A 13944-nucleotide genomic window follows, 5' to 3' on the forward strand; every position below is an offset into this window, starting at 1 on the left:
CGGGTAGCGCGACGCGCGTTGACCTCCGCCCATGCCACATCCCGGTCCCGCGTCGGCGGTTCACGGGAAGGAATCGCAAGAAAGATCGGCCCTGGCCGCCCCGGGCCGACCAGTCGCCGTGCCGAACCCTCCCCCACGGGACGCGGCGTCAGACCTCCGGGCGCAGCATGGGCGGGTTGAGCAGGGTGGCGCCGCCCGCCCGGAAGAGCTGTGCCGGGCGGCCCCCCTGGCGGGTGGTGGTGCCCCCGGTCGGCACCAGGAACCCGGGCGTGCCGGTCACCTTGCGGTGGAAGTTCCGCGGGTCGAGCGCCACACCCCACACCGCCTCGTAGACCCGGCGGAGCTCGCCGACGGTGAACTCGGGCGGGCAGAACGCGGTCGCCAGCGACGAGTACTCGATCTTGGAGCGGGCGCGTTCCACCCCGTCCGCGAGGATCTGGGCGTGATCGAAGGCGAGTGGAGCCACCGGCTCGCCGTCCCGGCCGTACCCGCCCTGCTGCAGCAGCTCCTCGACGGGCGCCCAGCGCGCGTTGCTGGCGTCGCCGCCCGCCCGGGGTGCGGGAAGGTCGGGGGCGAGGGCCAGGTGGGCGACGCTGACGACGCGCATACGGGGATCACGCTTGGGATCACCGTAGGTCGCGAGCTGCTCCAGGTGGGCGCCGTTGTCCTGGGCGGGAACCGACGGGTCGTGGGCGCGCAGCCCGGTCTCCTCGGCCAGCTCGCGCGCCGCGGCCTGCGACAGGTCCTCGTCGGCCCGTACGAAGCCGCCGGGGAGCGCCCACCGCCCCTGGAAGGGGGGCTCCCCCCTGCGCACCGCCAGCGCGCACAGGGCATGGCGGCGCACGGTCAGCACGACCAGGTCCACGGTGACGGCGAAAGGCGGAAAGGCTGACGGGTCGTAGGGCATGCCGCGATCATAGTCGTCTGCCTGACGATAAACACTCCCTCCGTCAAGGGCGACCATGACTGCTCCGTTTCGATCGGTCACGGTTCTCACGGCTCTCGAAACGTTCTCTCCTCCCGTCGTCCGGCGCCGCGTCGTCCGAGGTCACGCTCCCGGCCGCAGTCCGCCGGGGGCCTCCTCGACCAGGGCCAGTCGGAGCCGGCTGACCCGTATGGAGAAGGGGGCGCCGGCGCCCCGCAGCCGCGTGAGGCCGATCTCTCCGAGCGGTGCGGAGCGCAGGGGCCGGAGCGCAACCGTCCGGGCCGGGGCGTCGGGGCGGACGCCCACGAGCGCGGTCGGCAGCAGCACCCCGGCCGCCGCCGACCTCGGCTGCGAGCGGGCTCGTCGCCGCGCGGCCCACGGCGCGGACGGGCCCCCCACCGTCCTGCCGTACCCGCAGGGTCACGCCCGTGAGCGGGAAAGCAGACCGAAGGGTGGCCGGGGGCGGGCCGGGGGTGAGGGGCTGACCGACCCGGCGTGCGCCGGGCAGGGGGCACGCTCACCTGGTCGAGCCGGCGATCCGTTCCCGGCCCGGGGTTGCTGCTCATGGGGTGCCGTCGGGGGCATCGCCTCGCGTGATCGGGCCGGGGGAGCTGTCGGCACCTCGGCGCGGTGCGCCGTTCCCGGCCGCCGCGGTACCTCGGCGTCGGGTGCGCTACTCGGCCGCGGTGCCTCGGCATGGGGTGCCGTCCTCTGCAGCGCCGCCCCGGCGCGGGCGGTCTGCCGACCGTGAGGAGTCCGGGTGCAAGGTGTCGGTCCGGGACGGCGCGGGGTGCGTCCTGGCCGCCCGGCGCGTCCCGCTCGGGCGCCTCCCGTCCCCGCCCCGGCGCATGTCCTCCCGGCCGGAGCGCGACGCGTCCGATCGGCCTGCCCTGGTCCGGCGCCTGCGCCGCAACGACGCCTCCCCCGATGCCGGGGGGCGGCAGGAACCGCTGGGGGCCCGCGCGTCCGAGGGTGTCGACGTGTCCGTGTCGCCCTCGGAGGCCGGTCCGGCTTCCCGGGCGGTGGTCTCCGCCGGGCCGTCGGGCGCGGCCCCGTGCGTCTCCCGGGCGTCGGTGGGGCTCACCTCGGGAGGCGCCGCCTCGTTCGTCTCCTCGCCGACTGCGCTGACGGCCCCGACGGCCCCTTCCGTCTCAGGGACTCCCCTCGCCTCAGGGACATCGCCTCCCCCCGCCTTCGGTCGCGCCCGTCCGTCACGCTCCGCGCGCAGGCAGCGGCGGACCGATTCCGGGTCCAGCCCCTCGTTGCAGGCCTGGTGCAGAAGGCGGGCGAAGAGGTAGTCCGGGTCCGCGCCCAGTGCCATGGCCAGCGCCTCCCTCGCCTCGAGGTCGTCGCCGGTGGACCAGGCGACCCAGCCCGCGAGTGTCAGCGGCGCGGCCGCGTGCTCGCCGTAGGGGCCGACGCAGCGGCGGGCCAGGGCTCGCCAGAGCCGGAGTGCCGGACCGGCCTCGTCGCCCTCCATCCACTCGGCCGCACGGTCCCGCGTCTCGCGGTCCTGCAGGCCGAGGATCAGCGCCGCGGCTTCCTCGTGGGCGAGCAGGTCGTCGTCCCGCAGGTCCGCCGGCGCGCTGCCGGGCACGAAGGGCGCCTCGGCGAACCGACGCACGACGCGTTCGGCCAGTTCCAGCGTCCGCTCGGCCACCGTCGCGCGGCTTACCTCGTCGAGGATCCGGGGCACCAGGTCCATACCGGCGGTGTCGAGGGCGATCTCCTGGTCCAGCGCCGCGGCGGTCTCCCAGGGCAGCAGTCTGGCCCGCATCTCCCGCAGGCTTCCCCGCACCTGGATTCCGGCGTAGGCCGCCGCGGCGGCCAGTACGGAGGTACCGGGCAGTCCCATCGGCAGACCCTCGTCGGGGCAGCACCCCTCGGAGGGACAGCAGTACGACCAGAAGCGGCCGTCGGAGATGCACAGTGCCTCGATCACGGGGACGTCATGGCGGCCGCATTCCGTGCGCAGCCTCTGGGCGAGCGGCTCCAGCCGCCGCATGACCTGTCGTCCCGACTCACCGGCCGCCGGCTCCTGGCAGAGGAAGGCGACCATCTGCTCGGGCTTGCCACCCCGGCGCTCACTGCCCGTGATCAGGCCGTGGGCCAGTTGCCGGGCGGCGGACGGCCAGTCGTCCATGCCCGGTGGAATGCCGAGCCTGGCCCGGCCACCGAACCGGCCGCGTCCGTCCCGGTCGTGCAGCGCGACCAGGACGATGCTGTCCTCGGGGCGGTACCCGAGCAGGTAGGGCAGGGCGTCGGCGAGCTCGGCCGGGGTGCGGAGGGTGACCTGATGTTCCGGGTCCTGGCCCGGCCCCGGGCCGGTGAAGGCGTCGTAGGCGCTGTCGCCGCCGAGCTCGGGGCCCGCTTGCCCGTCCCCTCCGTGCCTGCGGTCGCAGGACATGCCCTTGCCGTATTCGCCCGAGCCGTGTGCGCCCGTGTCGAAGTCTCCGCTTTCGGAGGATCCAGTCGTTTCGCTGTGATTCGTCATGCGCCGACGATCTCGCGGAACTTCGAATTCCGCTTTGACCTGTGGACAAGTCCAATCAGGAACACATCAACCGCACCCGGCGCGGTACCGCCGCCGTCCCGATTGTCAGTGCCGTCCTGTTGTATGGAACGCATGGAGCACACGAACAACGCGGACCTCCGGGCGGCGGCCGACGCGGTTCTCGCCCGGCTCGTCGGCGACGGCACGGGCACGGCACGGCTGCGCGAGGACCAGTGGCGGGCGATCGAGGCGCTGGTCGCCGAGGGCCGCCGCGCCCTGGTCGTCCAGCGCACGGGCTGGGGCAAGTCCGCGGTCTACTTCGTGGCCACCTCCCTGCTGCGGGCGCGGGGCGCCGGCCCCACGGTGATCGTCTCCCCGCTGCTGGCGCTGATGCGCAACCAGGTGGAGGCGGCGGCCCGGGCCGGCATCCACGCCCGCACCATCAACTCGGCGAACACCGAGGAGTGGGACACCGTCCAGAGCGAGATCGCCGCGGGCGAGGTGGACGTACTCCTGGTCAGCCCGGAGCGGCTGAACAACCCCGACTTCCGCGACCAGGTCCTGCCCAAGCTCGCGGCCGCGACCGGGCTGCTCGTCGTGGACGAGGCCCACTGCATCTCCGACTGGGGCCACGACTTCCGCCCGGACTACCGGCGGCTGCGCACGATGCTCACCGAGCTCCCGCCGGGAGTGCCCGTCCTCGCGACCACGGCCACGGCCAACGCCCGCGTGACCGCCGACGTGGCCGAGCAGCTGGGGACCGGCAGCGCGTCGGACGCGCTGGTGCTGCGCGGCCCGCTCGACCGGGAGAGCCTCAGCCTGAACGTGTTGCGGCTGCCCGACGCCGCGCACCGGATGGCCTGGCTCGCCGACCACCTCGACGAGTTGCCCGGGTCCGGGATCGTCTACACGCTCACCGTGGCGGCCGCCGAGGAGGTCACCGCCTTCCTGCGCGGACGCGGCCACACCGTCGCCTCCTACACGGGGAAGACGGAGAACGCCGACCGCCAGCAGGCCGAGGACGATCTGCTGACCAACAAGGTCAAGGCCCTGGTCGCCACCTCGGCGCTCGGCATGGGGTTCGACAAGCCCGACCTGGGATTCGTCGTGCACCTGGGCTCACCGTCCTCCCCGATCGCCTACTACCAGCAGGTGGGCCGCGCCGGCCGCGGTGTCGAGCACGCGGAGGTGCTCCTCCTGCCGGGAAAGGAGGACGAGGCGATCTGGGAGTACTTCGCGTCGCTGGCCTTCCCCTCCGAGGAGCTGGTGCGCCGGACGCTGGACGTGCTCGCCCGCGCGGCGGGCCCGCTGTCCCTGCCCGCTCTGGAACCGCTGGTCGAGCTCCGGCGCTCCCGCCTGGAGGCCATGCTCAAGGTCCTCGACGTCGACGGGGCGGTCAGGCGGGTCAAGGGCGGCTGGGTCGCGACCGGCCGGCCGTGGTCGTACGACGCGGAGCGGTACGACTGGGTCGCGAAGCAGCGCAAGGCCGAACAACAGGCGATGCGCGAGTACGCGGCGACGCCGGGCTGCCGGATGGAGTTCCTCCAGCACCAGCTCGACGACGACACCGCCAGACCGTGCGGACGTTGCGACATGTGCGCGGGCGCCCGGTTCACGGCTGACACGTCGACCACGGCGGTGGAGGCCGCGCGCGTGGATCTCGGCCGGGCCGGCGTCGAGGTGGAGCCCCGCCGCATGTGGCCGACGGGCCTCCCGGCGATCGGCGTCGAGCTCAAGGGACGCATTCCGGCCGGTGAACAGGCGGGGCCGGGCAGGGCGTTGGGGCGCCTGTCGGACATCGGCTGGGGCAACCGGCTGCGCCCGATGCTCGCGCCGCACGCGCCCGACGGCCCTGTGCCGGAAGACGTGGCGCGGGCCGTGGTGGGCGTGCTGGCCGACTGGGCGAAGGGGCCGGACGGCTGGGCCGCCGGGGCGGCGGACGGGGCACCGCGCCCGGTCGGCGTCGTCACACTCGCCTCGCGCACCCGGCCGCGGCTGATCCACTCCCTGGGCGAGCACATCGCCCGGATCGGAAGGCTGCCGCTGCTGGGCACCGTGGAGTACGCCGGGCAGGCGCACCGGGCGGCCCGGAGCAACAGCGCCCAGCGCCTCAAGGCTCTCGACGGGGCGCTGACGGTGCCGCCCGCCCTGGCCGCGGCCCTCGCCGGGAACCCCGGTCCGGTGCTCCTGGTCGACGACTACACCGAGACCGGCTGGACCCTCGCTGTCGCCGCCCGCCTGCTGAGAAGGTCCGGCGCCCAGGGTGTGCTGCCGTTGGTCCTGGCCGTGCAGGGCTGAAAAGGGATCCGCGGGGGGGCTGCCCGCGTTCCCGCCGTCACGGAACGTGCGCCCCTCTGGACCGCGCACGGCTCCGTGGCGTAGGAACGTGGGGGGTTCGAACGGCTCGGGAGTCGCGCGGGTGCACTCGGGGTAAGGATATAAGCCACGGCTCACCCGATAACGGTCGGTGGCCCCAATTGCTCGTTGCCGCATCCAAGTTCGGCAGGAAGAATTGAAGTCCGCTCCCCGCACGGCTCGGACGTGATCCGGTAGGGCTCCGCTGCGGTGTGCGCTCCCCCGAATCCGACCCCGCCCGCAGTGTGGGCGCGTAGCCGAAGGGAGGAACGTGACCTTCGGATTCGCTCCGTCCTCGGCGGCCTCGCTGTCGACGTCCGCCGCCTCCGCCCATCGTGTGCTCGAACCCGCCGAGTGGGCCTCCGCGGGCATCCCTCTGCTGCGCAACCCCCGGGAAGTGGTCAGCGGACTGCATGCCCGGCACCATCCCGGACCGGCGACCGCGGTCGTCGCGGTCCTCGACCCGGACGAGCGCGTGCAGGCGAGCGCCTCCTTCGTGCGCCGCCCGGCCCCCGCCGACGGCTGGATGTTCCGCAACGCGCTGCTCTCCCAGCTGCGCCGGGTCATCCCGCACGACCTGCGGCGCCGCACTCCGGTGCGCACCGCCGTGCTGCTCTACTGCCGTGAGGGGGACGGGCGTTGGACCGAGGAGGACGGCGCCTGGATGTGGGGGCTGCGTGACGCCTGCACACTGCACGGACTGCGCTGCGGGGCGTACATCACGCTGACCCGGGAGGGCTGGCAGGTGCTCGGCGAGGGCCGCGGCGGCCGCCGGCCGAACGCGGACTCGGCGCCCGAACCGTTCGGCTCCGCCGCGTCACTGCCTCCGCTGCCGCGCACCGGCGGGGCTGCCTCCGAGGTCCTGCGGCGCGTGGCGGCCCGCTGACCGCGGACCCACCACAGGCACCCGGGAGCCACCGCAGACACCACGGACGTATCGAGGGACACCGGGGCCCTGCGGCCACATGAATCCGGTGACGACCACCGCGGCTGCGAGCCTGCCCGCGCCTCCCGCCCACGGCCACCGCCGACCCGCCCCGGCCGTCCGGCGCGTGGCCGTCCGGCACGGCTGTCCGGGCATGCCGGAGGGCCCGCTGTGCAGTGACGCCGGAGGGCCCCTCCACCGTGTACGTCCGTCCGCATCCGTACGTCCGAACACACCTGCCGCGTACGAAGCCTGCCGGACAGGCGTGCCCGGACGCACCGGGGCACCTGACGCAGCGACGCACCCGCTCCCCGGCACACCGGGAAGGGGTCAGGCTGCCGGCGGTCAGGCGGTCAGACGCTCGCGCCCAGCACCGAGTTGATCTGCTGCGGATCGCCGCAGACGATCAGCAGGGCGCCGGCCCGGGTGTGCGCCAGGGGCAGAGCCTCGGCGACAGCGGCAGTCGCACCGCCGTTGACGGCGACCACGACCACGGGACGGCCCGCGGCACGGGTGACCGCGGAGGCGTTCGCGTAGAAGACGTCGTCGCCCGCGTCGTGCTGGGCCCAGTAGGCGGCTTCGCCGAAGGACAGTTCGTGGGCGGCCCACGGGTGCGGCTCACCGGTGGTGACCACCAGCACCTCACCGGGCGCGCGACCCGAGTCCAGAAGCAGGTCGACCGCTTCCTCGGCCGCGTCCAGCGCCCCCTCGGCCGAAGCCGGGATCAGCTGGATCTGCGGGCTCCCCGAGGGCGCGGGGGCAGCCGGGGCCGAAGGCCCGGGCTTGGCGGCGGTCACGTCCCGTGGCACGCGTTGCGCCGACGGCGCCGGCCGCACAGGGCCGGGACGACCGGGACGCGACGGAGCCGCGGGGCGGGGGCCGGGTACGGGACGGGGGGTCGGCGCGGTGCGTCCGGTGGCCGGAGTGGCGCGGGGACCCTGGGCACTCTCGTGAATCTGAGGCTCCTCGGGAAGGAGAGGCATGGGCTGATGTTTATCAAACGTTGGTACGGCCCGCGTGGGCGGGTGGCACATCGGGGCGGGTGGAACCGTCAGAAGTCGAAGCCGAGCTGACCCTCGATCTCCGGAGCGCCTCCGTCCGCCCAGGCGCGGACCTTCTTGAGGTGCCGCCACCGGGGCAGCGCATCAAGATACGCCCACGTGAGCCGGTGGTACGGGGTGGGGCCCCGCTCCTCCAGCGCGGCCCGGTGCACGGGCGACGGATACCCGGCGTTGGCCGCAAAACCGAAGTCTGCATGGTCGGTACCCAGTTCGGCCATCATTTTGTCGCGGTGAACCTTGGCGATCACCGAAGCCGTCGCGACGGCCACACACGACTGGTCGCCCTTGATGACCGTACGGACGGTCCAGGGTGTGCCGAGGTAGTCGTGCTTGCCGTCGAGGATGACCGCCTCGGGGCGGACCGGCAGCCCCTCCAGGGCACGCACCGCCGCGAGCCGCAGCGCCGCCGTCATCCCCATGTCGTCGATCTCCTGCGCGGAGGCGTGACCGAGCGCGTACGCCGTCACCCAGGTCCGCAACTCCCCGGCGAGCGCGGTACGGCGCTTGACGGTGAGCAGCTTGGAGTCGGTGAGGCCCACAGGGGGCCGGCGCAGTCCGGTGACCGCCGCGCAGACGGTGACGGGACCGGCCCAGGCACCGCGCCCCACCTCGTCGACACCGGCAATGACCTTCGCTCCGGTCGTGGCCCGGAGGGAGCGCTCGACGGTGTGAGTGGGTGGTTCGTACGGCATGGCGCCCTTAGCGTACGCCGCCCGGATCCCGTCGCGACACCCTGGTCGTCCCTGGTGGCTCCAGGGCCGTTCGGGCGGGCGTTCAGGGTCCGCCCGGCCGCAGCAGCGGAACCATCAGCTGGTCGATCATCTCCTCCAGATCCTGATCGCTCCATTCGCTGGTGCACATCTTCGAGCGGTACATCATCATGGCGGGTACGGCGTCGAAGACATAGCCGTTGGCCGCGTCGGGACGGACCTCTCCGCGTTCTATTCCACGGACGATGACCTCGCGGAGCAGCTGGATCATCGGCTCCACGACACCTTCGAAGATCACGCCATGGAAGCGCTCCGCCTGACTCGGGTCGCATTCGTGAATCACGGCGCGAAGCGCGAAGCCGGGACGGGAGTACATCGCGTCGCGGGCCTGACGGCAGAGCGCCAGCAGATCCTCGCGCACACTTCCCAGATCCGGCGCCCCGTCGACGCGTGGCAGTCCGGCCTGCAGGGCGTCGGCGACGAGCTCCTCCTTGGAGGGCCAGCGGCGATAGACGGCGGCCTTCCCGGTCTGGGCGCCTGCGGCCACGCCCTCCATGGTCAGGCCCTTCCAGCCGACCGTGCTGAGCTGCTCCAGCGCGGCGTCGAGGATGGCGCGTTCGAGCACGGCGCCGCGCCGGCGGGGGGTGGCCGTCCGGGCGGGGGAAGCCGCCCAGCGCGAGGTAACCATCTGTGATTCTCCAGCGAACAGGGGAGCGGATTGTGCGGGGTGAGGAGGTCCATCGGCCGCGGCGGGGGACACGCCGCATGACGGAGCCATAAGTGAACGCTTGCGTTCACTAGCGGGGACTCACTACCGTTGACGCGACAGTGAACGCCATCGTTCACTAAAGCTGTTGTGGGGGACCCATAGTGACAACCTCTCAGTTGATTCGACACCAGAAGCCGGGTGCGGCCCGCCGGGACGGGCATCCCGGTATCGCGCTCACGGTCATCGCGGCCTGCCAACTCATGGTGGTACTCGACGCGACGATTGTGAACATCGCCCTCCCGCACATTCAAGACGCGCTCAAGTTCAGCACCACCGACCTCACCTGGGTCGTCAGCGCCTACACACTCACGTTCGGCGGCCTGCTGCTCCTCGGCGCCCGGGCCGGCGACATCCTGGGCCGCCGCCGGGTGTTCATGACCGGAATCCTGCTCTTCACCTTCGCCTCGCTGCTCGGCGGACTCGCCCAGGAGCCCTGGCAGTTGCTGGCCGCGCGCGCCCTGCAGGGCGTGGGCGGCGCGATCGCGTCGCCCACCTCGCTGGCCCTCATCACCACCACCTTCCCCGAGGGCCCGGAGCGGAACCGGGCCTTCGGCGTCTTCGCCGCCGTCTCCGCGGGAGGCGGCGCGATCGGTCTGCTCGCGGGCGGCATGCTCACCGAGTGGCTCGACTGGCGCTGGGTGCTCTTCGTCAACGTGCCGATCGGAGTGCTGATCGCGTTCCTCACCCCGATGTACATCCACGAGTCCGAGCGGCACCCCGGGCGCTTCGACATCGCGGGCGCGCTGACCTCGACGGTCGGCATGGCCGCGCTCGTGTACGGCTTCATCCGCGCGTCGGAGGACGGCTGGCGGGACGGCTTGACGGTCGGGTCCTTCGCGACCGCGGCGGTCCTGCTGCTCGCCTTCGCGCTCACCGAGCGGCGTGCCAAGGAGCCGATCACCCCGCTGCGGATGTTCGCCGACCGCAACCGCTCGGGCACGTACGTGATCATGCTGAGCCTGGCCGCGGCGATGTTCGGCATGTTCTTCTACATCGTGCTCTTCGTGCAGAACGTGCTGGGGTACAGCCCGATCAAGGCGGGGCTGGCCTTCCTGCCGGTGACCGCGGCCATCGCGGTGGGCGCGGGTCTGTCGCAGCGGTTCCTCCCGAAGCTCGGGCCCAAGCCGTTCATGCTCACCGGCTCCACGCTCGTGGTGGCCGGACTGGCCTGGCAGACCCTCATCAGCCCGGACAGCTCCTACCTCGGCGGGGTCCTCGGGCCGATGCTGGTCTTCGGGTTCGGCATGGGCCTGAACTTCGTGACCGCGACGGTGACGGCTGTCTCGGGCGTGGCCCCGCACGAGGCGGGCGCCGCCTCCGGCCTGCTCAACGCCACGCAGCAGGTGGGTGGTTCGCTCGGACTGTCCATCCTGACCACGGTGTTCGGCTCGGCCAGCAAGGACGAGGCGAAGAAGCAGCTGCCGAAGTTCCTCGCCGACGGTTCGGCGGAGCAGAAGGCGGAGTTCGCCAGGACCCGTCAGCTGCCCGCTCCCTGGGGGCACGACGTGCTCGCCCACGGCATCGCCACGGCCTTCGTCCCGGCGGCGGCCATGGCCGTGCTCGCCCTGGTCACGGCCTGGCTGGTGATCCGGGTCCGCAGGAGCGACCTGGAGGCCCTGTCCGGCTCGGCGGGCCCCGCCCTCGGCTGACCGCGCGGCCGCCCCGCGCGAGCGGCCACGCGGGAACCTCACACGGCGGCCGGGATCCACTCCGGCAGTGTCTCCGTCCGTCCCAGCCACGGGCCGGGCGGAGCGCCGGCCTTCCCGGCTGCCAGCACCCCGCCGACGATGGCGCAGGTGGTGTCGACGTCTCCGCCGGCCTGCGCGGTCGTCCAGAAGGCCGCCTCGTAGTCGTCGAGGGCCCGCGCGGCCGACCAGAGGGCGAAGGGCACCGTGTCGTGGGCCGTCGTCCGCCGGCCGCAGCCGAGGACGGCGGCGACGGTGCCCGCGTCGGCGTAGTCGAGCATGTCGCGGGCGCGTCGCAGGCCCGCGCCCACGGCGCTTCTCGCCGGGACCAGGGCGATGACCCCGTCGAGCAGGGACTCGGCCGTCGGCGGGCCGCCCGGGGCGGCGACCAGCGCGGCGGCCGCGGCGACGGCCATGGCGCCCACCACGGCCTCGCGGTGCTGGTGCGTGGGGTAGGCCGAGATCTCCGCCTGGTGGGTCGCCTGCTCCGGGTCGTCCGCGTACCAGGCGCCCAGCGGAGCTATGCGCATCGCCGCGCCGTTGCCCCAGGACCCCTGGCCGTTGAAGAGCGCGGCGGCGAGCTCGCGCCAGTCGCCGCCCTCCCTGACCAGCCGCAGCAGGCGGTTGACCGCGGGGCCGTAGCCCCGGTCGAAGTCGTGGTGGGTCGCGAAGGACAGCGCGAGCGCGTCCTGGTCGATGCGGTGGTGTGCGGTCAGGACGGCGACCACGGAGCAGGCCATCTCCGTGTCGTCCGTCCACTGCCACGGGCCGGGGGGCAGCTCGCGGAGCTTGAGCAGCGGGTGGTTCACCGGCACGAAGAACTGGGAGCCGAGGGCGTCCCCCACCGCGAGTCCGCGCAGGCTTGCGAGGGCGCGCTCCAGGCGCCCGTGAGGAGAGAGGTCAGGGGTCATCGCTTTGTCACTCTATCCGGTGATCCCGTACGGTTCCGGGTTCCGCCATCGGTCGAACGGCCGGTCAAGGGTGTATTTGCCGTCGTCCCCCAGAACGAGCATCCGCATCTCGGCGTTCCCGGGGTTCGACAGCGACTCGAATTCGGCGACCGTCCAGTGGAACCAGCGCATGCAGAAGAGCCGCATGGCCAGCCCGTGGGTGACCAGGAGGACGTTGGGCGGGTGGTCGGGGGCCTCGAAGCTGCGGAAGAGGCTCTCCAGGAAGCCGCCGACCCGGTCGTACACGTCGGCGCCGGACTCGCCCTGGGCGAAGCGGTAGAAGAAGTGACCGTAGGCGTCCCGGTAGGCCTTCTGGAGGCGTACGTCGTCGCGGTCCTGCCAGTTCCCCCAGTCCTGCTCGCGCAGCCGGGGCTCCTCGCGCACCCGGATGAGCTCGGGGTCGAGATGGAAGGCGCGGAGGGTCTCGTGGGTGCGGCGGTAGGGCGAGACGTAGACGCTGACCTGCTCGCGTCCGAACACCTCGCGCAGCTTCTTGCCGGTCTCCTCCGCCTGCCGCCAGCCGCGCTCGGTCAGCGCCAGGGCGTGGTCGGGTTCACGCTCGTAGACGGAGTCATCGACATTGCCCGTCGACTCGCCGTGCCGGACAAGGACGATGCGCCGTGGTCGTGCCATGCCAGAACACTAGATCGGGTGACGCCCGATCGAGGACTCGAAAGGGCACCGTACGGCGTAGGTCACACAGATCGTGCACCGTGCACCACACAGAGCACACGAGCATCGCCTCCAGGTGATCGGCGGGATCACCATCACACCGTCCAGCCGGGCTCCAGCTCCACGATGTCTCCCGTGAGGGCCGCGACGTCGGCCTCCGTCTGGGCGCGCAGGGCGAGCCGCTCCACCCGCTCGGTGCGGTACTTGCCGTGTTCGGCGGAGGACTGCCACATCGACAGCACCAGGAACTCGTTCCCCGGGGCCTCGCCGAACAGGCCGCGGACCATGCCGGGCGACCCCGCCATCGCCGGGTTCCAGACCTTCTCCTGCATCAGCGTGAAGTGCTCGGCGCGCTCCTCGTGGATGCGGCAGAGGGCCACCCGCAGCAGGTCGGCGTCGGTGAAGCGCGGCTCGAAGCCGGTCTTCACGTCGAACCGGTAGTCGAACAGCCTGACCTGGGCGTCCTTGAACGTGCCGGCCTGCGCCGCCGCCAGCCGGTCGTGGGAGCGGGCCATGAAGGAGTCGTAGAAGGCGCGGCTCTCCCAGAAGGCGAAGACGTGCGCCACCTGCGGCCGCAGCCGGCTCCAGCCACCGCCCTGCCCCCGGAATCCCGGCTCTCCCGGAAGCCCCGCCCATTTCCGCTGCCCCCGCTCGAAGCCGCGGCGGTCCACCACGGTGCAGCGAATCCACTTGACCAGCACCGCGCCATCGTAAGGCCAGGGAGCGTGGCGCCGGTCACGCTCGTGGGGACAGCACCCGCGCAAGCGCCCCCGCGCGCGTGGCACGATGGACAACGAGCCCCCGATGCCGCGCAGTTGGGGCACGGGGAGGCACGGCGACCGGAGAAGGGGGAGGCTGGTGAGCGGGCTCAGCAAGGGGATCCGCAAGGTCGAGGTGTCACTGAGGTGGGACCCGAGTCCGGCGGGGCAGCCGCCGACGGACCTGGACATCGTCGCCGCGACCTACACCGCGGACGATCCTCACGGGACCCCGGCGTACGTGGTGCACTTCGACAGCCGCTCCCCGGACGGCACGATCTACCTCAACCGGGACAGCAGGGACGGCAAGGGCTTCGGCTGGGACGAGATCATGACGCTGGAGCTCGACCGGCTCGCCGACCGGTACGCGCGCGTGGTGGTCGGCGTCGTCATCCAGCAGGGTGACGACCACCGGACCTTCGCCGACGTGCTCGGCCCGGGGCTGCGCATCCGCGAGGGCTACACGGTCCTCGCCGAGGACGGCTTCGGCGGGGTGCCCGGGGCGACGGCCGCGGCGGTCGCGGAGTTCGTGCGCGAGGAGTCCGGGAGCTGGGACTTCCGTCCGGGCACGCACGGTTTCGAGGACGATCCGGCGACGTTCACCCGACGTATGGGCCGGGTGCACCTGTCGTAGTCCGGT

Annotated in this window: 12 protein-coding genes and 1 pseudogene; 4 read left to right on the forward strand and 9 right to left on the reverse strand. The window is 72.8% G+C overall.

Annotated features, from left to right (window positions below):
• Positions 1 to 148: 148 nt before the first annotated feature.
• The 3 genes and pseudogenes from ACF1A5_RS25350 to ACF1A5_RS25360 all read right to left on the reverse strand — a co-directional run bounded on the left by ACF1A5_RS25350 (position 149) and on the right by ACF1A5_RS25360 (position 3419).
• Complete coding sequence (locus tag ACF1A5_RS25350) at positions 149 to 907, reverse strand: NUDIX domain-containing protein (protein ID WP_067301855.1); 759 nt, start codon at positions 905 to 907, stop codon at positions 149 to 151.
• Between the two features lie 141 nt (positions 908 to 1048).
• Positions 1049 to 1339: pseudogene (locus ACF1A5_RS25355) on the reverse strand (glycogen debranching protein); the annotation flags it as partial.
• Positions 1340 to 1598: 259 nt separating this feature from the next.
• Entirely contained in the window at positions 1599 to 3419 is a 1821-nt protein-coding gene (locus ACF1A5_RS25360; protein ID WP_392195159.1) for a DUF4192 family protein, read from the reverse strand.
• Between the two features lie 132 nt (positions 3420 to 3551).
• On the opposite strand from ACF1A5_RS25360, the gene ACF1A5_RS25365 reads away from it, so the two are divergent.
• Both ACF1A5_RS25365 and ACF1A5_RS25370 read left to right on the forward strand, forming a co-directional pair.
• A complete protein-coding gene (locus ACF1A5_RS25365; RefSeq protein ID WP_392195160.1) occupies positions 3552 to 5717 on the forward strand; it encodes a RecQ family ATP-dependent DNA helicase in 2166 nt (721 codons plus the stop codon).
• Between the two features lie 328 nt (positions 5718 to 6045).
• The gene (locus ACF1A5_RS25370; RefSeq protein WP_392195161.1) at positions 6046 to 6660 is read left to right on the forward strand and encodes a hypothetical protein; all 615 of its coding nucleotides are present in this window, start codon (positions 6046 to 6048) and stop codon (positions 6658 to 6660) included.
• A gap of 392 nt (positions 6661 to 7052) precedes the next feature.
• Here ACF1A5_RS25370 and ACF1A5_RS25375 read toward each other — a convergent pair whose 3' ends face one another.
• From ACF1A5_RS25375 to ACF1A5_RS25385, 3 genes are all read right to left on the reverse strand, one after another.
• Complete coding sequence (locus ACF1A5_RS25375) at positions 7053 to 7682, reverse strand: hypothetical protein (protein ID WP_392195162.1); 630 nt, start codon at positions 7680 to 7682, stop codon at positions 7053 to 7055.
• Positions 7683 to 7750: 68 nt separating this feature from the next.
• The gene (locus tag ACF1A5_RS25380; RefSeq protein ID WP_392195163.1) at positions 7751 to 8452 is read right to left on the reverse strand and encodes a ribonuclease HII; all 702 of its coding nucleotides are present in this window, start codon (positions 8450 to 8452) and stop codon (positions 7751 to 7753) included.
• Positions 8453 to 8534: 82 nt separating this feature from the next.
• The gene (locus ACF1A5_RS25385; protein ID WP_392195164.1) at positions 8535 to 9158 is read right to left on the reverse strand and encodes a TetR/AcrR family transcriptional regulator; all 624 of its coding nucleotides are present in this window, start codon (positions 9156 to 9158) and stop codon (positions 8535 to 8537) included.
• Positions 9159 to 9340: 182 nt separating this feature from the next.
• Here ACF1A5_RS25385 and ACF1A5_RS25390 point away from each other — a divergent pair, with 182 nt between their 5' ends.
• Positions 9341 to 10888: an MFS transporter gene (locus ACF1A5_RS25390; protein WP_392195165.1), complete on the forward strand. Its 1548-nt coding sequence runs from the start codon at positions 9341 to 9343 to the stop codon at positions 10886 to 10888.
• A 38-nt stretch (positions 10889 to 10926) separates the two neighbouring features.
• On the opposite strand, the gene ACF1A5_RS25395 is transcribed toward ACF1A5_RS25390, so the two are convergent.
• From ACF1A5_RS25395 to ACF1A5_RS25405, 3 genes are all read right to left on the reverse strand, one after another.
• A complete protein-coding gene (locus ACF1A5_RS25395) occupies positions 10927 to 11835 on the reverse strand; it encodes an ADP-ribosylglycohydrolase family protein (protein ID WP_392195166.1) in 909 nt (302 codons plus the stop codon).
• 12 nt (positions 11836 to 11847) lie between these two features.
• On the reverse strand, positions 11848 to 12507 hold the full coding sequence (locus ACF1A5_RS25400) for a histidine phosphatase family protein (RefSeq protein WP_392195167.1): 660 nt from the start codon (positions 12505 to 12507) through the stop codon (positions 11848 to 11850).
• 134 nt (positions 12508 to 12641) lie between these two features.
• On the reverse strand, positions 12642 to 13247 hold the full coding sequence (locus tag ACF1A5_RS25405) for a YdbC family protein (protein ID WP_392195168.1): 606 nt from the start codon (positions 13245 to 13247) through the stop codon (positions 12642 to 12644).
• 157 nt (positions 13248 to 13404) lie between these two features.
• On the opposite strand from ACF1A5_RS25405, the gene ACF1A5_RS25410 reads away from it, so the two are divergent.
• Complete coding sequence (locus ACF1A5_RS25410) at positions 13405 to 13938, forward strand: TerD family protein (RefSeq protein ID WP_392195169.1); 534 nt, start codon at positions 13405 to 13407, stop codon at positions 13936 to 13938.
• Positions 13939 to 13944: the final 6 nt, after the last annotated feature.

It is taken from the genome of Streptomyces sp. NPDC014864, assembly GCF_043081525.1.
In the GTDB taxonomy this organism is placed as follows: Bacteria; Actinomycetota; Actinomycetes; order Streptomycetales; family Streptomycetaceae; genus Streptomyces.

Excerpts from the sequence above, each read along its gene's own strand:
- ACF1A5_RS25400 (WP_392195167.1), bottom strand. The coding sequence starts at position 12,507 with ATGGCACGACCACGGCGCATCGTCCTTGTCCGGCACGGCGAGTCGACG.
- ACF1A5_RS25375 (WP_392195162.1), bottom strand. The coding sequence starts at position 7,682 with ATGCCTCTCCTTCCCGAGGAGCCTCAGATTCACGAGAGTGCCCAGGGT.
- ACF1A5_RS25385 (WP_392195164.1), bottom strand. The coding sequence starts at position 9,158 with ATGGTTACCTCGCGCTGGGCGGCTTCCCCCGCCCGGACGGCCACCCCC.
- ACF1A5_RS25360 (WP_392195159.1), bottom strand. The coding sequence starts at position 3,419 with ATGACGAATCACAGCGAAACGACTGGATCCTCCGAAAGCGGAGACTTC.
- ACF1A5_RS25365 (WP_392195160.1), top strand. The coding sequence starts at position 3,552 with ATGGAGCACACGAACAACGCGGACCTCCGGGCGGCGGCCGACGCGGTT.
- ACF1A5_RS25395 (WP_392195166.1), bottom strand. The coding sequence starts at position 11,835 with ATGACCCCTGACCTCTCTCCTCACGGGCGCCTGGAGCGCGCCCTCGCA.
- ACF1A5_RS25350 (WP_067301855.1), bottom strand. The coding sequence starts at position 907 with ATGCCCTACGACCCGTCAGCCTTTCCGCCTTTCGCCGTCACCGTGGAC.
- ACF1A5_RS25380 (WP_392195163.1), bottom strand. The coding sequence starts at position 8,452 with ATGCCGTACGAACCACCCACTCACACCGTCGAGCGCTCCCTCCGGGCC.